The organism is Corynebacterium sp. KPL2895, assembly GCF_040225815.1.
In the GTDB taxonomy this organism is placed as follows: Bacteria; Actinomycetota; Actinomycetes; order Mycobacteriales; family Mycobacteriaceae; genus Corynebacterium; species Corynebacterium rhinophilum.
In genome coordinates this window covers 84,162-102,493 of sequence record NZ_JBEHFY010000009.1, presented here as the reverse complement: position 1 = coordinate 102,493, position 18,332 = coordinate 84,162, and the positions used below count along the sequence as shown (strand labels likewise).

20 protein-coding genes are annotated in these 18,332 nt (G+C 59.4%); 11 read left to right on the top strand and 9 right to left on the bottom strand.

The features are described from left to right. Positions 1–181: 181 nt before the first annotated feature. The 3 genes from ABRP95_RS05805 to ABRP95_RS05795 all read left to right on the top strand — a co-directional run bounded on the left by ABRP95_RS05805 (position 182) and on the right by ABRP95_RS05795 (position 1,983). Positions 182–1,363 (top strand): hypothetical protein, encoded by a 1,182-nt coding sequence (locus tag ABRP95_RS05805; protein WP_284771367.1) that lies wholly within the window; start codon positions 182–184, stop codon positions 1,361–1,363. Between the two features lie 136 nt (positions 1,364–1,499). Next, complete coding sequence (relB, locus tag ABRP95_RS05800) at positions 1,500–1,736, top strand: type II toxin-antitoxin system RelB family antitoxin (RefSeq protein ID WP_284630014.1); 237 nt, start codon at positions 1,500–1,502, stop codon at positions 1,734–1,736. After that, on the top strand, positions 1,720–1,983 hold the full coding sequence (locus ABRP95_RS05795; RefSeq protein WP_284783513.1) for a type II toxin-antitoxin system RelE family toxin: 264 nt from the start codon (positions 1,720–1,722) through the stop codon (positions 1,981–1,983). Before relB ends, ABRP95_RS05795 begins: the two co-directional genes overlap by 17 nt. 59 nt (positions 1,984–2,042) lie before the next feature. Here the strand turns inward: ABRP95_RS05795 and ABRP95_RS05790 are convergent, their stop codons facing one another. The 3 genes from ABRP95_RS05790 to ABRP95_RS05780 are packed head-to-tail and all read right to left on the bottom strand — an operon-like array spanning position 2,043 to position 6,321. Next, positions 2,043–2,675, bottom strand: coding sequence for a DUF3239 domain-containing protein (locus ABRP95_RS05790; protein ID WP_284770559.1), 633 nt, complete (start codon positions 2,673–2,675; stop codon positions 2,043–2,045). Continuing rightward, complete coding sequence (locus tag ABRP95_RS05785; RefSeq protein WP_349839089.1) at positions 2,672–4,297, bottom strand: DNA repair helicase XPB; 1,626 nt, start codon at positions 4,295–4,297, stop codon at positions 2,672–2,674. Before ABRP95_RS05785 ends, ABRP95_RS05790 begins: the two co-directional genes overlap by 4 nt. After that, positions 4,294–6,321: a helicase-associated domain-containing protein gene (locus tag ABRP95_RS05780; protein WP_349839088.1), complete on the bottom strand. Its 2,028-nt coding sequence runs from the start codon at positions 6,319–6,321 to the stop codon at positions 4,294–4,296. Before ABRP95_RS05780 ends, ABRP95_RS05785 begins: the two co-directional genes overlap by 4 nt. A 65-nt stretch (positions 6,322–6,386) precedes the next feature. On the opposite strand from ABRP95_RS05780, the gene ABRP95_RS05775 reads away from it, so the two are divergent. After that, positions 6,387–6,572 (top strand): hypothetical protein, encoded by a 186-nt coding sequence (locus ABRP95_RS05775; RefSeq protein ID WP_005279826.1) that lies wholly within the window; start codon positions 6,387–6,389, stop codon positions 6,570–6,572. A 47-nt stretch (positions 6,573–6,619) separates the two neighbouring features. Here the strand turns inward: ABRP95_RS05775 and ABRP95_RS05770 are convergent, their stop codons facing one another. Then, a complete protein-coding gene (locus tag ABRP95_RS05770) occupies positions 6,620–7,240 on the bottom strand; it encodes a resuscitation-promoting factor Rpf1 domain-containing protein (protein WP_284770562.1) in 621 nt (206 codons plus the stop codon). A 295-nt stretch (positions 7,241–7,535) separates the two neighbouring features. On the opposite strand from ABRP95_RS05770, the gene ABRP95_RS05765 reads away from it, so the two are divergent. Continuing rightward, positions 7,536–7,916 carry a cold-shock protein gene (locus tag ABRP95_RS05765; RefSeq protein WP_005279828.1) on the top strand — a complete coding sequence of 127 codons (381 nt, stop codon included), beginning with the start codon at positions 7,536–7,538 and terminating at the stop codon, positions 7,914–7,916. On the opposite strand, the gene ABRP95_RS05760 is transcribed toward ABRP95_RS05765, so the two are convergent. Together ABRP95_RS05760 and ABRP95_RS05755 are read right to left on the bottom strand one after the other, a co-directional pair. Next, a complete protein-coding gene (locus tag ABRP95_RS05760) occupies positions 7,913–8,446 on the bottom strand; it encodes a DUF2771 domain-containing protein (RefSeq protein WP_349839087.1) in 534 nt (177 codons plus the stop codon). The genes ABRP95_RS05765 and ABRP95_RS05760 overlap by 4 nt on opposite strands. Before the next feature lie 6 nt (positions 8,447–8,452). Next, entirely contained in the window at positions 8,453–9,259 is an 807-nt protein-coding gene (locus ABRP95_RS05755; protein ID WP_485875047.1) for a glutaminyl-peptide cyclotransferase, read from the bottom strand. A 5-nt stretch (positions 9,260–9,264) separates the two neighbouring features. Here ABRP95_RS05755 and ABRP95_RS05750 point away from each other — a divergent pair, with 5 nt between their 5' ends. From ABRP95_RS05750 to ABRP95_RS05740, 3 genes are read left to right on the top strand one after another with little or no spacing between them, the layout of a single operon-like run. Beyond that, positions 9,265–9,933, top strand: a complete 669-nt coding sequence (locus tag ABRP95_RS05750; RefSeq protein WP_284853783.1) for a DUF3027 domain-containing protein — start codon at positions 9,265–9,267, stop codon at positions 9,931–9,933. Positions 9,934–9,983: 50 nt separating this feature from the next. Next, entirely contained in the window at positions 9,984–11,387 is a 1,404-nt protein-coding gene (locus ABRP95_RS05745) for an NCS2 family permease (protein WP_349839085.1), read from the top strand. Between the two features lie 10 nt (positions 11,388–11,397). After that, positions 11,398–12,204 (top strand): TrmH family RNA methyltransferase, encoded by an 807-nt coding sequence (locus tag ABRP95_RS05740; RefSeq protein ID WP_284770567.1) that lies wholly within the window; start codon positions 11,398–11,400, stop codon positions 12,202–12,204. On the opposite strand, the gene ABRP95_RS05735 is transcribed toward ABRP95_RS05740, so the two are convergent. The 3 genes from ABRP95_RS05735 to serC form a co-directional block, all read right to left on the bottom strand. After that, on the bottom strand, positions 12,165–12,995 hold the full coding sequence (locus tag ABRP95_RS05735) for a DUF6928 family protein (RefSeq protein WP_284770568.1): 831 nt from the start codon (positions 12,993–12,995) through the stop codon (positions 12,165–12,167). The two genes, ABRP95_RS05740 and ABRP95_RS05735, sit on opposite strands and share 40 nt — an antisense overlap. 3 nt (positions 12,996–12,998) lie before the next feature. Continuing rightward, positions 12,999–13,847, bottom strand: a complete 849-nt coding sequence (sepH, locus tag ABRP95_RS05730; RefSeq protein WP_284770569.1) for a septation protein SepH — start codon at positions 13,845–13,847, stop codon at positions 12,999–13,001. Between the two features lie 106 nt (positions 13,848–13,953). Beyond that, a complete protein-coding gene (serC, locus tag ABRP95_RS05725) occupies positions 13,954–15,072 on the bottom strand; it encodes a phosphoserine transaminase (protein WP_349839084.1) in 1,119 nt (372 codons plus the stop codon). Positions 15,073–15,229: 157 nt separating this feature from the next. On the opposite strand from serC, the gene ABRP95_RS05720 reads away from it, so the two are divergent. The 3 genes from ABRP95_RS05720 (at position 15,230) to ABRP95_RS05710 (ending at position 17,976) form a co-directional block, all read left to right on the top strand. Continuing rightward, positions 15,230–16,522, top strand: a complete 1,293-nt coding sequence (locus tag ABRP95_RS05720) for a citrate synthase (protein ID WP_284796821.1) — start codon at positions 15,230–15,232, stop codon at positions 16,520–16,522. Between the two features lie 121 nt (positions 16,523–16,643). Next, positions 16,644–17,003: an FKBP-type peptidyl-prolyl cis-trans isomerase gene (locus ABRP95_RS05715; RefSeq protein ID WP_005279843.1), complete on the top strand. Its 360-nt coding sequence runs from the start codon at positions 16,644–16,646 to the stop codon at positions 17,001–17,003. Between the two features lie 109 nt (positions 17,004–17,112). Beyond that, positions 17,113–17,976 carry an aldo/keto reductase gene (locus tag ABRP95_RS05710; RefSeq protein ID WP_284796822.1) on the top strand — a complete coding sequence of 288 codons (864 nt, stop codon included), beginning with the start codon at positions 17,113–17,115 and terminating at the stop codon, positions 17,974–17,976. Positions 17,977–18,332: the final 356 nt, after the last annotated feature.

The window sequence follows — 18,332 nt, the reverse complement described above, 5'->3', positions numbered from 1 at the left end:
CTAAGCCTGTACACGCTGATGGTACTGCAACCGGGAGGTTGTGGGAGAGTAAGTCACCGCCGACACCAAACAACAAACAAACAACAAAATAAAGTTTGTACCGAGAGGGGCAAGGACACCGATTCCAACGGTGTGCTTGCCCCTCTTCTTCGTGATCCCAGAATTTTCTATACTGAATCCCATGAGAACTCTTGCACAGGCGGTAACCGGTCTTGTCCGGTCTAATGATCCCGATCTGAACAAAGGTGCCCGGGGCGTGTATTACAGTGACCGTATATATGAAGCCGCTGAGCTTTTAGAACAGGCAGAAGAGGATCCTGCACAACTTTCTGGGATCGTGCCGCCAAGTCCATCCGATATCGTGCTTGTTGGTCTAGATGCGGTAGAAGAGGTCCTCAAGACTATTCCTCGGGTCAATGACTACGCCCATGCCGTAAGGGATGCCGGCGAAGTCTTGGCGCGGGTAGTTTCCTCCGCGGCACAGCAAGCTAGTTATTCTGGTTGCGCTTTGGCCGACTGGTTTATACGAATGAATCAGATTCTCCCAGCGGAAGAAATCGACCTCGACCCAGTCTATTTGGCACCTGCCTTTGGTGAAGAGGGGGTGGCTCGCATCCGTTCGTGGAATACGGCGGAGCAAGGTAGTGGATACGTGGGGCGTCGGTTAGCGGTACTAGAAGGAACTAGTGAGGCCGTCCTTCGTACCCATGGTCTCAAGGGAAGTGCGGCGTCGCGCTATGAGGAGATTATTGCCGGCCTTTGTGATATAGGCCGCTACGATCTTGCCTTCGATTGGTCCGAGAAGGCAGTTGGTGAGTGCGCCCCAGCGGAAATCCGAAATATCGCCTCGGGTTGGGCCGTACTTGCTAAGGAGCATTTTCCCGAACACTCGGAGCGCGTGGCTCGCAGTGTATTCGACACATATCCAGAACTGTCGTTCGCTCAACAACTCTATGCTGCGGGCACCGACAAGGCGAAATCTGCGGCGCATATACAAGACACGTTGGCGGCGAAGCCGTGGGACTTAGCGATGTTCCAGCACTTGTGCCTTGAAGACCCTGGACTTGCCTGGAGAACCGTCATAAAGGCGGGAATGGAGCAGTCAATGGCGCAACGATTCCTCGATGACCTCCCGGCTCAGGCTCTTCCCTTCGTTCGCGACGATGTCGCAACTTACCTAGATTCGACTAAGGTTGGTCGCGACATGGGCATCGAGCTGCTGCAGACCATGAGAGAAAAGTCGGCGGAACTTGGGGATCCCTGGGATGTGGACTTCAACGTGTTTTTGACAGGCCTGCGCCGTCGCTACGCCGAACGGCATGTCATTTTAAGGCGACTGGACGAGGTTTCCCTTATCGCTTGATTTGGTTACTGAGAAAACGCAAAATTCGTGACTATGAGTGTGCAGGAAGTCAGCATTACAACGTGACTACAGCAAACCGCGGGCAATGCTCATGGGGTGGTGTACAAATCGCTTTACTTGTTGTAAACATGTTTACATGAGCGAGTCAGTAATTAGTTTGCGCGTTAACGCGAAGCAGAAAGAGCGCCTAGATGCGCTTGCTTCGCGGACTGGGCGGACTGGAGCCTTCTATCTTCGCAAGGCCCTAGATTCCTACCTCGATGAACTTGAGTATGTGTATGCGCTCGAAGCCGAATCCGAAGCAGCCCGACGCGGAGAATTGGACACGATCTCTTTGCAGGATTTAGAGGACGAGTGTGGTTTGGTCGATTGAGTTCACCCCGCGTGCGGCGAAGGCGTTCCGGAAGCTCGACAAACCGGTACAGAAACAAATCAGTAAGTTCCTTCGTGAGGTAGCAGAGTTAGACGATCCTCGTGTGCGCGGTAAGGGGCTCGTCGCGGACAAGTCTGGATTGTGGCGGTGGAGAGTAGAGGATTATCGAGTGATTGTTTCCATCCTCGATGAAACGGTGGTCGTCAACGTCATCGATGTAGGACATCGACGCAATATTTACCTTTAACCATTTGGCAAAGGTAAAAGAAAAAGCACCAGAAACAATCTGGTGCTTGAGAGTCCTGACTAGAGGACGAGCAGGTCATAGCGGGTGGATTTGACATCGGAAAGCCGCTTTCGGGCGCGCTCTAGGCGCTGCCATTGTTCCTGGGGGATGGATTTGCGGGCGATGGTGACGGTTTCAGCATCGGGGGTTCCCCAAGCAATGGGCATGGGGGAGATTTGCTGCCAATGCTCCTTATCGGAAGTAGAACGCTGGCCGGACACAGCGGCGACAGGCACCTTGGTGCCCACGGTGCGTTGGACGCCGGGAATGGAGGTTACCGTGCGCAGGCACGCGCCCCAGCGTGGGGGAAGGGACGGATCCACATTGGTATTCACCAAGGCAAGAAGGATCATGTCTCGTTCGTTGACCTGTGCGATGACGGCGGGAGCGAGCGGATAAGAATCATACAGCGATTGGGCCGTTCCCACCTTGCTTGCGGCGGCGACGCCGACGACGGCAACGACGATGCCAAAGAGGATGAGCCCTAATCCCACGGTTATCCCCCAGGAAAAGCTCCACCACACGGCGGCGCCGGCGATGATCAGGATGAGGCCGAAGATAAGCCCGGATACGCGAAGGCGGTTGGAATCGCGCAATAACTCGTTATTGGCCTTAGCAAAGGACTCGTCAACGTCGAACTTAAAGATCTTCATTGGCCTAAGTCTACTGCGTCCATGAGCCGGTAGGCATATCCTTGCTCGGCGAGGAAGCGTTGGCGGTGCATGGCGTAGTCCGCATCTAGGCTGTCGCGGGTGACTAGCGTATAAAAGAGCGCCGCGGTTTCCTTCGGACGCAGCAGGCGGCCGAGGCGTTGTGCTTCCTCTTGGCGGGAGCCAAAGGTGCCGGAGACCTGGATGGCTAGTGCAGCTTCGGGCAGGTCAATGGAGAAGTTGGCCACTTTGGATACGACGAGGATGGATAGCACGCCCTTACGAAATTGCTGGAAGAGCTTTTCGCGCTTGGCGGTAGAGGTGGTGCCATCGATGACGGGGGCATCGAGGTGTTCACCTAATTCGCGCAGTTGGTCCACGTATCCGCCGATGATGAGCGCTTGCTGGTCGTGGGAAGCAAGGATCTTATCGACGGCGCGGAGCTTAGCCGAGGCTTGTGCGGCGATGCGGTAGCGGTCGCGCGGCTGCGCGGTGGCATAGAACATGCGTTCTTCCGGATCCATATCCACGCGGACCTCGATGCACTCCGCGGTGGCGATGTAGCCGGCCATTTCCAGCTCTTTCCACGGCGCATCGTAACGCTTCGGTCCGATGAGGGAGAACACATCGCCTTCACGGCCATCCTCGCGCACGAGGGTGGCGGTAAGCCCTAGCCGGCGCCGCGATTGCAGGTCCGAGGTCATGCGGAATACGGGTGCGGGAAGCAGGTGGACCTCGTCGTAGATAATAAGGCCCCAGTCGCGGGAATCGAAGAGCTCGAGGGCGCGGTATTCACCCTTGGTTTTCCGCGTGACCACTTGATAGGTGGCGATGGTAATCGGCTTGATTTCCTTCTTCTCGCCGGAGTATTCGCCGATATCGTTTGGAGAAAGCGTGGTGCGGCGCAGCAGCTCGTCGCGCCACTGGCGGCCGGCGACGGTATTGGTGACCAAGATGAGGGTGGTGGATTGCGCCTTTGCCATGGCGGCGGCACCGACGATGGTTTTGCCGGCACCGCAGGGCAGCACGACGACGCCGGAGCCGCCGGACCAGAAGGCATCGGTGGCGTATTCCTGGTAATCGCGCAGGTGCCAGCCGTCCTCGTTGAGCGCGATGGGGTGAGATTCGCCGTCGATATAGCCGGCAAGGTCTTCGGCGGGCCAGCCGGCCTTGAGGAGTTCTTGCTTGAGGCGGCCGCGTTCTGAAGGAGCCACGGCGATGGTGTTGTCATCGATGCGCGAACCCAGCAGTTTTCCTACCTTGCCGCGGGAGAGCTCGGTGAGGATAGCGGGCTCTTCGGATTCGAGGATGAGCCCGTGGGCGGGGTGCGCCTGGAGGCGGACGCGGCCGTAGCGGGACATGGTCTCGGCGACATCGACAAGCAGCGATTGCGGGACCGGGAACCGGGAGTAGGTTTCTAGGACATCGACGACCTGCTCGGCGTCGTGCCCGGCGGCGCGGGCATTCCAGAGTGCCAGGGAAGTAATGCGGTAGGTATGCACGTGCTCTGGGGCGCGCTCCAGCTCCGCGAACGGCGCGAGGGCGGTGCGCGCAGCTGCGGAATCTGGATGATCGACTTCCAGCAAGACGGTCTTGTCCGACTGCACAATCAGTGGTCCGTTCATGCGTCTAGGGTAACGGAGGTGATGCGGTGCAAGGGAAACCGGATGGTGGAGCCATCGGCGGCGCGGGCATCGATTTGGCCACCGGCGACGGTCAGTGGGGTGACGGTGCGGGTCTTGGTATTGCCATTTTTATCGGCGTAGCCAATGGTGATGGGGCGTGCGGTGCGCGCGGCGGCGTGGACCAGATCCAGGTTGGGCAGGCTCGGGGCCTCGCCGGTGGTGAGGTTGCGCAGCGCACGCGCGATATCCGGCGGCGCGGCCTGGGCGCGAGGGCTGGGTGTGGGAAGCGTTGCGGGCTCGGGCGCGATGGACAAGCTAGCGCCGTTTTCGTCCTCGGCAGCGGGGGAGAGGCCGTTTTCGCGCAGGCGCTCCAACAGCTCGCTGACGCGCAGCTGGGAAATCGCGACCGTGGGGGCCAGCAGGCGCAGCGGAGCGGCCTTCGCGGCGATCTGCAAGAGGGCTGGGTCCTCGCTGCGCAGGTAGGACAGGGCAGGACCGGAGCGCAAGGTGCCGTGGCGCTTGGTGATGTCCTCGATGTGGAACTCCAACGTATGCGGGACATCGCCATGCGCGGCGAAGAAATCGCGGATCTCCGTGCCCGCCATCCCGCGGTCGAGGCCGCGGCGAAGGGAGGCATCGCTAATGCGGTAAACGCTGGCGAGTCCTGGTGATTCCAAGTCCGCGAGGGACTCCAGGGTGTGGTGGGCCGCGGGCTCGAGGGGCCCTGGCACTAGCACGGTCATATCCGCCTGGACCAGGAAATAGTCGATGGTGTCGGGGGTGAGGGTATCGGCGGCATCGAAGCCATCGATAAGCACGCTGGTGGCTCGCCCGAGCGCGATGGCGCCGATCCATTCCGCCTCGCGGTGCAGCTCCTCGATGGTCTCTGGGGAGGTGTGCGTGGCAAAAAGGGGAAAGGAAAAATGCAGATCCGCTTGAAATTCAGCTGCGGACAGCGGCTGTGCGGAGTTGAGGTAAACATCGAGGATATGCCGGCGAAACTTGGGCAGGCGGTCGGTGCTGGCGGCGAGTACCCGGCCAGATTCCCACGGGGTCCAGGGGGAGTGTTCCCAGGCCACGAGGAGCACGCGCCACTGCGCGGCTAATCCTGCATCGAGCCACTCTTGGGCGGAATCGGTGGGTGCAAGGAAGTTTCCCTCGTACCCGGACGGTTCGCCGCGGTTGATAAGCCGCGCGGACAGGCCAAGCGTAATCAGGCGGCGCAGTTCTGGTTCCGCGATGTCCAGCTGCTTGCTGAGCTGGGCAAGGGGGCGCACGCCGACGGTTTTATCCTTGAGCAGCTCGATCGGCCGGGCACCGAGGGAAGAAATCAGCTGTTGCATGCCGCGCACCACGGACAGGCCCGCGGCGGTACCGGCGTCATCGGCCTTGCGGTCAACGGTGGGCTCGCCGCGCCGCGCGGAGGGCTCGGTGGGAATGTAGGGGACGGTCTGCCCCTTCATGGCGCGGTGCACCTCGCGCGGGAGGCGAACGGTCTGGGAGTCGACGCGCTGCAAGAGATGCTTGGCAATCAGCCGCGGCACGGGGTGGGACGGATTGGTCTCGCGGGTGGTACCGATGCCATTGGAGCGCGCCAGGGTGGCAAGGACGTGGCGTTCGTCTTCAGCAAGGGTATCGATTGTTGCGGGCGATACCTCGAGCTGATTAAGCAGCGACCAGCCGGTGGGCAGCGCAGGCATGACCTCTGGCGGAATCTGCACCGCGCCAAAGGCGAGGCCGCGTTCCTTGAGCTCGCGGGTGATGGCGGGGTTGTGGTCTTCTACCTCTGCAAGCTCGCCGCCGCGCTTGGCGATGTCCTCCAGCACCGCCAACTGCTGTGCGTTACACTCTGCTAGCGCTCGGGCGATAGAGGTGCGCAAGAGGAGCCGCGTGGCCAGCGCCGCGATGGAGGGCGGCAACGGGGTTAAAACATCGGGGCGGTGGCGAAGGATGGTGGCCAGTTCCTCTTCTGAAAGGGAATTAAGCCAGGTGCGAAAATGCGGGAGGTGGGAGGACTGAGTCATGATAAATCACAATTTTAGCGCCCGATTGAGTTACGTTTTTGCCCGAGGTTTGAAATAATAAAGCTATGTCGAATGAAAAGAATGGCTTTGTTTCCCCGGCGTGGCCGGACAATGAACACCGCGAGCATGCAATTACGGAAATTTCTGCGCCTTTTGCTGGTGCTTCCAGCCCTTATGGCGATGATTTGGTGTTGCCGATGCCGGCAGAGAAGTTGAACTACGTTCACCCTTATACCCGCATCAACCGCTAAAAAATTCCCCTTGCCGCAGAAGGCTAGGGGAATTTTTATGCGCTTATTTAGCGGCTGAAGGTCTCAACCAGCTGTGCAATCGGGTCGATGACGTCGCGGTTAGCGGAGTAGAACGCGTTAAAGTCGTGGCGGTTGGCGTGGTAGGCGTCCGAAATCTGTGCCGGTAGCTGCAGGCCGTAAGCGTTAGCGGTGTCCTTAACGAGGTTGTAGACGGCGTCTACGGCGAGCTCATCGGACTTGTTTTCTGCTGCCTGCTGTACTGGCTGCGGTGCTTCAGCAGGTGCGGAAGGGGCGGTGCGCTCGGTCGGCGCGGAGTTCAGGCCAAGGGAAGCCGAGCATGCAGGCCATGCGCCCCATCCCTGGTTAGCCAGGGTGCGCTCAGCGATGACAATCTGCTGCTCGCGGGTTGCCTGGTTAGCGGTAGGGGCGAACTCACCGCCACCGTATGCCTGCCAGGTCTGGGGGTTGAACTGCAGGCCGCCGTGGTAGCCATTGCCGGTGTTGATGTGCCAGTCACCGCCGGACTCGCACTGCGCGAGGCGGTCCCAGTCGGAGTCAGGGGCAGCGGCGGCGTTCGGTGCCATGATGGCAGCGGCTGCGCCCAAGGCAACGGTGCCTGCGGTGAACTTGGCGGCAAAGTGGTTAGTCTTAGCGGAGTGGCGTCCCATAAAAGTAGTCCTTTCCGTAGTGCCCGTTTTCGTGTAAATGTTTTGCGCCTAGAAGAAAGGATGGGCAGGGAAACCTTCTTTGCGGCGACACTGAGGGCCAGCGTAGTGGTTTATAACGAAATAGTCACGTTCTGGGCACTAAATGGGAAAGAATTGAGACTATTGTGGTTCCGTCCGCAATATTTCCGCAGGTAGTGACAGTGTTGTGAACTATGCCACACGACACGTGGAACTTCTGTTCTGTATAACTTCCAGCTAAACTTAAGAATTTACCCAAGAGAAGAGGTGGATACCTATGCCCATTGGCAAAGTGAAGTGGTATGACGCCGAGAAAGGTTTCGGTTTCGTTAGCAACCCGGGCGATGAAGACGTCTACGTCGGCCGGAATGTCCTGCCTAAGGGAGTAGAAGAAATCTTTCCGGGTCAGCGCATCGAATTCGATTTCGCGGCGGGGCGCCGCGGGCCGCAGGCACTGCGGGTGCGTGTGCTGGACAAGCCGCGCCGTCGCACGCCGTCGCGCAAGCCGGAAGAGCTCGGCAGCATGGTCTCAGATGTTATGACCCTGCTGGAATCGCAGGTGCAGCCGGTACTGAACTCGGGTCGCTACCCCGAGCGCAAGACTGGGCGCCAAGTAGCAGAAATCCTCCGCGCAATTGCGAAGGATTTAGATAGTTAATCATCCATGGTGGATAGGGACCACACGGTGGCGAGGGGGGTTTCTTCGCCATCTTCGTCGGTGCCAATCATGAGGGAGGAGACTTCCACCACCATGAGCCGGGGGCGCTCGCCAGTCGATGCCTCGATGGGATCTACCGAACCGGGGATATCTACCTCGGTCGTTTCATTCGCACCATGAGAGGTTTCGTCATTGGCGGCGGGGTCATCATAGATAGACAGCACCTTCCATTCATGATTAGAAATCTCCCCGGGGATGTCCAGATGCAAGGTGTCATCCTCGCCCACCGTTAGTTGGGGGACATCTCCTTCGGGGCAATCTGTTCCCGGCTCGCATACGAGGTAGGGCGTAACCTCCTTGGTGTTATCCCCCACGGAGGCGGTAATAGCAATCTCGCTCGGCTCCGGGCCCGGGCGCGAATTGCGCCAGCTCTGAAAGATCACCACGGAGGCGACGATGACCGCCACGACCACGATGAGCGCGAGGATTTGCAGCAGCGACTTTTTCCTTGCTTCCTTACGGGTTGCCATGGCCCATTATTTTACTCGAACGCGGTAGAGCTCATCCCACCGCTTGCCGGTAAGCCAGAATTCATCGGTGCCCTCGATATGTGCGATGCCGTTTAAGACATCATCGGGATCGGTATATTTCGATTTATCGATGGCATCGGTAGAAATCACCGCGGTTACCTCGCCAGAAGAGAGATCGATGCGGTAGATATCTTCACTGCCCCACACATTGGCGTAGACATCACCGTCCACGCATTCCAGCTCATTGAGATCTTCCACGGGCGAGCCCTCGAGGGTGACCTCGGTGGTCGAGAGCTCCGCAAAGGTCTCTGGATCCATGTGCCGCAGGGTAGAGGTGCCATCGGACATTATGAGCTCGTCCTGGTTGGCGCATAGCCCCCAGCCCTCGCCGGCATAGGTGGCGGTGTCCGTGCGCTGGAAGTCGCCGTCATAGCGCAGGGCCTGCCCGCGCTTCCAGGTCAACTGCCAGATGGAATCGCCATATTGGGTAATGCCCTCTCCAAAAAGTGAGTCATCCAGGGCGTGGTCTTGGAGGACCTCGCCGGTCTCAGGGGAGAAACGGATGAGTTTGGATTCGCCCCATTGCCCGGTGCCGAGCAGGAGGTTGCCCTCGCCGTCTTCTTCGAGGCCTTGTGTAAAGGAGTTCTCCGGTAGCGGTGCCCTATCGAGGACTTCCACTGAAAGGTGATCGGGGGAGGAAGCATCGGGAGAGTCTGAGGAACAAGCGGTCAAGGCGCAGCAGGGCACGGCAATGAGCGCGGCGCGGCGGAGAAACGGCATGCACCATATGTACCACTGTCGGCGGGCCATCATGAATAATGAGGGGCGTGAGTAAGCGAAAAGCAAATCCGTTGATCGATTCCCGCGCCGTACGCATCGCGCGTGAGGCATTGGAAGAGGTGGGGGAAGGGGGCATCGGCAAGCATAGGGGCGTAGCCGGAATGGGCCGCAACGTTGTCACCCATCGCTTTGCGGCGGATATGCCCGGCTACCCAGGCTGGGAATGGCAGGCCGTACTCGCATGCGCGGAAGGCTCGCGCTACGTCACCGTCAATGAGGTGGCGCTGGTACCGGGCGGGGAGGCGCTGCAGGCACCAGAATGGGTGCCGTATGAGGACCGCGTGCTGCCGGGGGATTTGGGTCCGGGGGATCTCATGCCGCCGGCCATTGATGATGAGCGCCTGAACGGAAATGAGCTTTCTGCCAAAGGTCTGGCGGATGCCAAGCAGCGCTGGCAAGAAGAATATGGCCCGACCTCGGAGATGGCAGCCAAGGCGCACCTGCAGTGTCGCACGTGCGCGTTTTATATGCGGCTCATGGATAACTTTGGGGTATGTGCCAATGAGTATTCCGCTGATGGCCGCGTGGTGCATGCGCGCTACGGGTGTGGTGCGCATTCGCAGACGCGGGTGAGTGAGGAGAAGGCGCCGGCCGCGGCCTTCGATGACGAAAAGCCTATTTACCAAGATTTTGAATTTGGGGATTAAAGCAGCACACTTAGGGCGTAAAAATACCGCTCTACGTGAAAGGGCACGGCGTGAAAGCCACTCTCGATCGCTATTTCCACATTTCTGAACGCGGTTCCACCATCGGAACCGAGCTACGCGCGGGAACGGTCTCGTTCTTCGCCATGGCATATATTATTTTGCTCAACCCGCTCATTCTGGGCACGAGCCCGGATGCGGAAGGCTATACCTTAGGCGTGCCGCAGGTTGCGGCCGCCACCGCGCTGGTCGCCGGAGTGATGTCTATTGCCTTCGGTGCGATTGCGAAGTACCCTTTCGCCATGGCCGCGGGCCTGGGCATGAATACCTTCGTCGCCGTCAGCATGGTCGCCACCAGCGGGCTGACCTGGCAAGAAGCCATGGGCCTCGTGGTAATCGAGGGCCTTATCATCGTCCTGCTCGCCGTGTCCGGATTCCGCACCGCGGTATTTGACGCCATCCCGCAGCCCATGAAGGCCGCTATGGGCGTGGGCATTGGCATGTTCATCGCCATGATCGGTTTCGTGGACGGCGGGTTTGTTACCCGCGTGCCCGATGCCGCGCAGACCACCGTGCCGGTGGGCCTAGGCATTAATGGTTCGATTGCCACCTGGCCGGCGGTGGTCTTTGTCATTGGCCTTATCATTTGCGCCTTCATGGTCATCCGCAATGTGCCCGGTGGGCTATTTATTGCCATCATCCTGAATACCGTGATTGCCTTTATTGTCCAGGCGCTCACGGACTCGGAGGACTGGGGCATGGCCGCACCAGAAGCCCCGGATGCGCTGGGAGGCCTGCCGGATCTTTCCATCGTGGGCGATGTGAACCTGGTTGGCGCCTTTGCCAATATTGGCGTGATCTCCACGGTTCTGCTCATCTTTACCCTGCTGCTGACCAACTTCTTTGATGCCATGGGTACCATGACCGGGCTGGGTAAGCAGGCCAAGCTCGTGGATGACAACGGCAACCTGCCGGGCATGAAGAAGGCGCTGGTTGTGGAAGGCGCCGGCGCGGTCGCCGGTGGTTTGGGCTCGGCATCCTCGAATACCGTCTTCGCGGATTCCTCTGCCGGCATTGCCGATGGCGCGCGCACCGGCCTGGCCAATATCATGACCGGCCTGTTGTTTATCGCAGCGATGTTTTTCACCCCGCTCTATGAGATCGTGCCCATCGAGGTGGCGGCGCCCGTCCTGGTCATCGTCGGCGTGATGATGGCCGCGCAGCTTACGGATATCCCGTGGACGCGCATGGAAGTAGCCATCCCAGCCTTCCTTACCATCGTGGTAATGCCGTTTACCTATTCCATTGCCAACGGCATTGGTGTGGGCTTTATTACCTTCGCGCTCATGTCCACCTTCGCTGGTAAGGCCAAGCAAGTGCACTGGATCATGTGGCTACTGGCGGGCTTGTTCGTCATTTACTTTGGCATCGATCCGATTTCGGAGGCCATCGGCTAGCCTGGAAGGCATGCATATTTCTGATCCCCGTGACCCTCGCCTGGACGATATTCGGAACCTCAACAAATCCGATAAATCCGGCGAGGGTTTGGTCATTGCAGAAGGCCCCTTGGTGGCCGCCCGCCTGATGGAATCGCGGTTCCCCATGCGCTGCCTGGTGGGCTTTCCCCACAAGCTGGAGGCCTTCTTTGCCGAGTACGGCGAGCCGGAGTGCCCCGTCTACGAGGTCTCGCGCGAAACCCTCGCGGAGGTCGCAGGCTTTGATATGCACCGCGGGTTGGTTGCCGCTGCGGGCCGCGCCCCAGAGCCGGAGGTGGGCGAGATTCTGGAGCGTTCCCGCACCATCGCCGTGCTGGAGGGCGTGGGGGATCATGAAAATATCGGCGCCATTTTCCGCCACGCGGCCGGCATGAACGTGGATGCGGTGCTGCTGGGCTCAGGTGCGGCGGATCCGCTCTATCGACGCTCGGTGCGCGTATCCATGGGCCACGCGCTGCGCGTGCCCTTTGCCCATTTGGAGGGAGGTTTCACCACGTGGCAGCGCTCCTTGCAGGCGCTTGCCGATGCCTCCTTTACCCTCATTTCCTTAACCCCCAACCCCCAGGCGGTGCACCTGGCAGAGGCCATGCACGGGCAGGACAAGGTGGCCATGCTCGTTGGCGCGGAGGGCCCTGGGCTTACCGAGCACGCAATGAAGGCCACCGATATCCGCGCGCGGATACCAATGGCCCCAGGAACTGATTCCCTAAACGTTGCGACCGCGGCCGCCATTTCCTTTTATGAGCGCCAGCGATCCTTAAGTGACTTAAACGTCTGACGCAGCCAGTTGCCAATCAGCGAACCGAGCTGCTTCGCGGTGGAAAGGATCTCATCGCCAGTGGAATCCGGCTCGGCATCGTGGTCCTCGTAGTCGTCATAGTCGTTGAGGCCCAGCCTGTTTGCGGATTGGGCGGCGAACTCGCTGACCGGCTGCTTTGGCTTCGGCGGATCGATCTTGGGCTCTGGGCGCCCGTCGACGGCATAGCCCACGACGTCCAGGTCCGGGCCTTCCTGTCCCACGGTGATGCCCAACCAGTGTTCTTGGGCGGCCTCCATTATGCTGTGGGGCCGAAACGGCAGGGAAATGCCGCCGAGGGATTCGTCCTTTTCACCGGCCCAGAACGGCGCCTCAAAGGGCTCGGGTAGGCCGGTGTCCTCGTAGAGGCGGTCACGGGTGGCGCACAGGCAGCGCTTGAGCTCGCCGCCTTCCCACAGCGCGAAGCCTGCATAGTCTTCGTCCGCGTTGCTAACCAGCGCGATAACCCGCTGGGAAGGAACCGCGTTTAAGAGGTCCTTCGGCAGCTGGGAAAGCAGGACTGAATCGCCCTCGCAGACCGTTTGCACCACGGTAATGCCCGGGTAGCCGCCGATGTAGTACTCATTCGGATCCGTCTGCGCGGAGCGGTTCAGGGGGAATTGCCCAATCGGGGTGACCGGGAACTTGGGGTTGAGCTGGGCTAGGAACTTGCGGCCGAACCCGCGGTCCGCCTTGGGCTCGGTCTTGAGAACTTCTTCGGCGCCGGGCTTGGAGATGTACCACAGCGTGAGAACGGCATGAGAGATGTCCACTGTTTAGTCCCTCGGGCGCTTGGTGTTGGAACGAACGCCCAAGAGCACGTCCTCCCAGTGTGGGGTGACGGCCTTGCGGCGGCGCTTCGAGGGCTTGGACTCGGAGGACGGATTCTGCAGGAATTCCTCTTCTTCCGTCTCCTCGCTGGAACCGGAAATATCGGTGACATTGGCGGGCTGATCGCCGTCAATGGCTTCGTCGTAGCGGCCGCTGCCCAGGGAGGTCAGCGAGCGCACCGGTTGCACGAAGTCCGGGTCCGTAAGGTCTGCCGCGACCGAGTTGCGGGCCTCGACCGTAGCGGGGGAGGACATGGACTGCTTGAAGGTCCATTCCGCCTCGTTTTCAGAAAGTCCCGCCTTCCAGGTCACGCGCACAACCCACGGCTCGCCCTGGTGGCGGTAGGCGTCCCACGTGGACTCCGAAAGGGAGTGGCCGCGGGCGGCAAAGGAGCTCGCCAGTACTTCCCACAGGGTGAGCTTGGCGGGGCCGTCGTCGCGCACTGGGTGGGCCTGCTTGGCCACCTCAGAAATGCGATTGCGCTCCAACATGACTGGGTAAGCAAAGGGCTCGATGCGCGATTCATCGACGTGTATCTCTTCCGCGAGCTCTGCCGTGGAAGCACCGGCACGGATGCGGTTTTGGATCTCCGCCGGCCGGATCTGCTTTTCTTCCTCTTCGTGGGAGGGCTTGGGCATCGGCGCTAGCTTCGGCGGTTCTGGCTTGCTAGCGGTGGGCGTGAGGGCGGAACGCAGCTCATCGGTGATGGGAAGGGAAAACTCTTCGCCTTCTTCGGTGCGTAGCACCAATGAGTCTTCGCTAGATTCGCTGTCAACGAGAAACAGCTCGCGCATAGTGTGGCGCTCCTTTGCCTATCGACGGAAGGACGGATCTGTGATGCAGTCAACTATAACGCGAAAACGCCCCGCGCCATGCGAGGCGGCGGGGCATGTTGATGACTTAGTTGGCATCCAGCACGTAGTCGATGCACTGCGTGAGCTTGGCGATGTCCTCGGTTTCAATCGCCGGGAACATGCCCACGCGCAGCTGGTTGCGGCCCAGCTTGCGGTACGGCTCGACATCGAGGATGCCGTTGGCGCGCAGGGTAGCGGCAAGTTGTGCGGCATCCACGGATTCGTCGAAATCAATGGTGCCCACGACCAGCGAGCGCGCTGCTGGCTCGCTGACGAATGGGGTGGCCTCTGGGCGGGATTCGGCCCAGTTGTACAGCGTGGAGGAGGATTCGGTGGTGCGCTTGACCATGCCGTCGAGGCCGCCATTGTCATTCATCCACTGAATCTGGTTATCCAGCATGAGCAGGGTGGCAATCGCCGGGGTGTTATAGGTCTGGTTCTTGCGGGAGTTATTCACCGCGGTCTGCAGGTTCAAAAACTCCGGAATGAAGCGGTCGGAGTTATTGATCTTTTCGATGCGCTCCAGCGCGGCCGGGGACATGGCGGCGAGCCAAAGGCCGCCGTCGGAAGCGAAGCACTTCTGCGGCGAGAAGTAGTACACGTCGGTCTCTGCGATATTAACGGGAAGGCCGCCGGCGCCAGAGGTGGCATCGACAAGCACGAGCTGCTGGTGGTTGTGGGGGTGGGGGCGGACAACCTCCGTCATCGCACCGGTTGAGGTCTCATTGTGGGCCCAGGCGGCGACATCGGCATCGGCAGCAAGCTCGCGCGGATCCGGGGCGGTGCCGACAGGGGATTCTGTCAGGGCCGGGGCATCGAGCCATGGAGCCTTGGAAGAGGCCTTGGCAAACTTGGTGGAGAACTCACCAAAGGTAAGGTGGGCCGACTGACGCTCGATGAGGCCGAAGGTAGCCGCATCCCAAAAAGCGGTGGCGCCGCCCAAGGACAGAACAATTTCGTATCCCTGCGGAAGCGAGAAGAGATCGCTTAAGCCCTCGCGCACGGAACCGACGAGGTTTTTCACCGCCGGCTGGCGGTGCGAGGTGCCCACGATAGCGGGGTCAATAGCCTCGATCTGGGCGGGGCGTACCTTGGAGGGTCCGCAGCCAAAGCGGCCATCGGAAGGCAAGAGATCTGCTGGCAGTGTGATTTCTGGAGTACTCATGCCGCTAGTGTAGAACAGTTCCGGTTGGATGGCAGGTATTTTGATGTCCATAAACTTGTTGGCAGTATCACAAAGTTTGCTAGAGTGTGAATAGGTCAAAGGCTCACGGCGTAAGTTGGCGCCTTTAAAGAACTCTTTAACAGGGAAAGGAAATTCCGTGTCTACTGAAGAAAACAAGGTAGTACTCAAGCACGCTGGCAACGAGTACGAGATGGATATCAAGCAGTCCACTGAGGGCGATTCCGGCTTCGATATCTCCAAGCTTCGCAAGGAAACCGGGCTTGTTACCTTCGACCCCGGCTACACCTCCACCGGCTCCACCGAGTCCAAGATTACCTTTATTAACGGTGAGGAAGGCATCCTTCGTTACCGTGGCTACGATATTGCTGAATTGGCAAATAACGCCACCTTCAATGAGGTTTCCTACCTGCTGATCAAGGGCCACCTGCCGGATGAGCAGGAACTGGCGCAGTTCAATAGCGCCATCCGCCACCACACCCTCTTGGATGAGGACTTTAAGGCGCAGTTCAACATCTTCCCGCGCGATGCCCACCCGATGGCCGTGCTTGCTTCCTCCGTGAACATTCTCTCCAGCTACTACCAAGACCAGCTGGATCCACTGGATGAGGAGCAGCTGGACAAGGCTACCGTTCGCCTGCTGGCTAAGGTGCCGATGCTGGCCGCTTACGCTTACCGCGCATCCCAGGGCAAGCCTTATATGTACCCGGATAACAATCTCAATGCGCGCGAGAACTTCCTGCGCATGATGTTCGGTTACCCCACCGAGGAGTACGAGGTTGACCCGGTTGTCTCCAAGGCACTGGATAAGCTGCTCATCCTGCACGCTGACCACGAGCAGAACTGCTCCACCTCCACCGTCCGCATGATTGGTTCCGCACAGGCCAACATGTTCGTCTCCATCGCCGGCGGCATCAATGCCCTGTCCGGCCCGCTGCACGGCGGCGCAAATCAGGCCGTGCTGGAGATGCTCGAGGACATCGAGAAGAACAACGGCGGCGACGCTACCGACTTCATGAACCGCGTGAAGAACAAGGAAAAGGGCGTTCGCCTGATGGGCTTCGGCCACCGCGTGTACAAGAACTACGACCCACGCGCGGCCATCGTCAAGGAAACCGCACACGAGATCATCGATCACTTGGGCGGCGACCCGATGCTGGACTTGGCCATGAAGCTGGAAGAGATTGCGTTGAATGATGACTACTTCGTCTCCCGCAAGCTCTACCCGAACGTGGACTTCTACACCGGCCTCATCTACCGCGCCATGGGCTTCCCGACGGACTTCTTCACCGTCCTCTTCGCCATCGGCCGCCTGCCGGGCTGGATTGCTCAGTACCGCGAGCAGCTGGAGATGAACTCCAAGATCAACCGTCCTCGCCAGATTTACACCGGTGAAACCCTGCGCAAGGTTACCCCTCGCAGCGAGCGCTAATTAGCGCTTTTGGTCGCCCCAATTCAACCGAATCGGGCTTGAGCACTATAATTGGTGCAGCTCGGTTCGGTTTCATTGCGACCGCACGAACAAACTAGATTTCCCAAGGAGACTAATCCCCATGGATAAACCTGTTATTGAAGCCCAGTCTGGCCCAGCGCCGACCGACCTCGTCATTGAGGACATCGTCGTAGGCGATGGCGCTGAAGCTCAGCCTGGTGGCGTAGTGGAGGTCCACTACGTTGGTGCCGAATATGAGACCAACCAAGAATTCGATTCCTCGTGGGACCGTGGTCAGTCCATCGAGTTCCCACTGACCGGTCTCATTGCCGGCTGGCAAGAGGGCATCCCGGGAATGAAGGTGGGCGGTCGCCGTCAACTCATCATCCCGCCGGAAAAGGCCTATGGCCCAGCCGGCGGTGCGCACCCGCTGTCCGGCCGCACCTTGGTCTTTATCATTGACCTCATCCGCGCTGACTAAACTGCGCTAAAAATCGTTGAACCGGCTTCCCTTAAGGGGAGCCGGTTTTTCGCTGTGCTGGGCAGTCAGTTCCCGCAAGGGGCCGCATGAGACGGCAAACTGGGGCACAATGGGAACTATGACTGTGCCACATATTTCTTTCAATGATGACCGTGAGATGCCCCAGCTGGGTTTGGGCACCTACAAGCTCAATGAAGATGAATGCATTCGCGTAGTCCGCGAAGCCATTGACCTGGGCTACCGCCACTTTGATACGGCAACGCTGTATAAGAACGAAGAGGCATTGGGTACCGCGCTGAACCAAGCCATTGACGCGGGCGACGTCACCCGCGAGGACCTGTTTATTACCTCCAAGGTCTGGCACTCCCACCACGGCGCGCAGAAGGCGGAACAGGCCTTCCAAGAGTCCATGGAGAGGCTGAAGCTGGATTACTTGGACCTGTACCTGATCCACTGGCCATGGCCACAGGGTGGGCTGTACGTGGAGACCTTTGAATCCATTGCCCGCCTACAGGGGATGGGCCAGATCGCTTCCATCGGTGTCGCTAACTTCTACGAGGAGGTCCTCGAGGACCTCATTGAGAAGACCGGCATTACCCCGGTTCTCAACCAAGTAGAGCTGCACCCTGGCTTTACCCAGCCGGAGCTGCGCGAATTTCACCACAAGCACGGCATCGTGACCGAGGCGTGGTCTCCGCTGGCGCGCGGCGTGGTGCTTAATAACCCGGAGATTGAAAAGATTGCCGCTGCGCACGAGGCTACCGAAGGCCAGGTGGTACTGGCGTACCTGATGGCCAAGGGCATTTCCGTTATTCCGAAGTCCGCCCGCAGCGAGCGTCTCAAGGAGAACCTGGCCGCCGCGGAGCTAGAGCTGGGCAAGGATGAAATCGCGGCTATTGACTCCTTGGAAGGCCAAGAAGGCTTCGGCCGCATGTTTAATGACCCCCGCGAATTCCCGGGCGAAGAGGGCTAAGAAGGCACTCTCGGGCAAAGGAGCCACCGACGACGACGTCGTCGGTGGCTTTTGCTGTGCGTGCCCGTTGGGTGGGGGAGTGCGTGCTGGTCAAGGCACTAACCGCGTTAATAGGTGGTTCCTTTCGTGCAACCTTTACTCATTAGCTAATGTCTAGTTAACAAAATTTGCGAACCACTTAAATCCTGGGTGGAGGGGGTGATTTGCAAAGAATATTAGCCCAGTTCACCGGAGCCTATCGGGCTAAAAGGGGGAGTTTATGTGAGGTGTATTGGCAATGTTTACTGCTTTGCAAACAATGTTCTGTATCTTACATAGCAACGCGGGTAGTGATGAACAACACATTGCTCCTCGTT

Coding starts and splice junctions, on each gene's coding strand:
- ABRP95_RS05805 (WP_284771367.1), top strand. CDS start 182: ATGAGAACTCTTGCACAGGCGGTAACCGGTCTTGTCCGGTCTAATGAT.
- relB (WP_284630014.1), top strand. CDS start 1,500: ATGAGCGAGTCAGTAATTAGTTTGCGCGTTAACGCGAAGCAGAAAGAG.
- ABRP95_RS05790 (WP_284770559.1), bottom strand. CDS start 2,675: ATGAAGATCTTTAAGTTCGACGTTGACGAGTCCTTTGCTAAGGCCAAT.
- ABRP95_RS05785 (WP_349839089.1), bottom strand. CDS start 4,297: ATGAACGGACCACTGATTGTGCAGTCGGACAAGACCGTCTTGCTGGAA.
- ABRP95_RS05780 (WP_349839088.1), bottom strand. CDS start 6,321: ATGACTCAGTCCTCCCACCTCCCGCATTTTCGCACCTGGCTTAATTCC.
- ABRP95_RS05775 (WP_005279826.1), top strand. CDS start 6,387: ATGTCGAATGAAAAGAATGGCTTTGTTTCCCCGGCGTGGCCGGACAAT.
- ABRP95_RS05770 (WP_284770562.1), bottom strand. CDS start 7,240: ATGGGACGCCACTCCGCTAAGACTAACCACTTTGCCGCCAAGTTCACC.
- ABRP95_RS05765 (WP_005279828.1), top strand. CDS start 7,536: ATGCCCATTGGCAAAGTGAAGTGGTATGACGCCGAGAAAGGTTTCGGT.
- ABRP95_RS05760 (WP_349839087.1), bottom strand. CDS start 8,446: ATGGCAACCCGTAAGGAAGCAAGGAAAAAGTCGCTGCTGCAAATCCTC.
- ABRP95_RS05755 (WP_485875047.1), bottom strand. CDS start 9,259: ATGATGGCCCGCCGACAGTGGTACATATGGTGCATGCCGTTTCTCCGC.
- ABRP95_RS05750 (WP_284853783.1), top strand. CDS start 9,265: ATGAGGGGCGTGAGTAAGCGAAAAGCAAATCCGTTGATCGATTCCCGC.
- ABRP95_RS05740 (WP_284770567.1), top strand. CDS start 11,398: ATGCATATTTCTGATCCCCGTGACCCTCGCCTGGACGATATTCGGAAC.
- sepH (WP_284770569.1), bottom strand. CDS start 13,847: ATGCGCGAGCTGTTTCTCGTTGACAGCGAATCTAGCGAAGACTCATTG.
- serC (WP_349839084.1), bottom strand. CDS start 15,072: ATGAGTACTCCAGAAATCACACTGCCAGCAGATCTCTTGCCTTCCGAT.
- ABRP95_RS05715 (WP_005279843.1), top strand. CDS start 16,644: ATGGATAAACCTGTTATTGAAGCCCAGTCTGGCCCAGCGCCGACCGAC.
- ABRP95_RS05710 (WP_284796822.1), top strand. CDS start 17,113: ATGGGAACTATGACTGTGCCACATATTTCTTTCAATGATGACCGTGAG.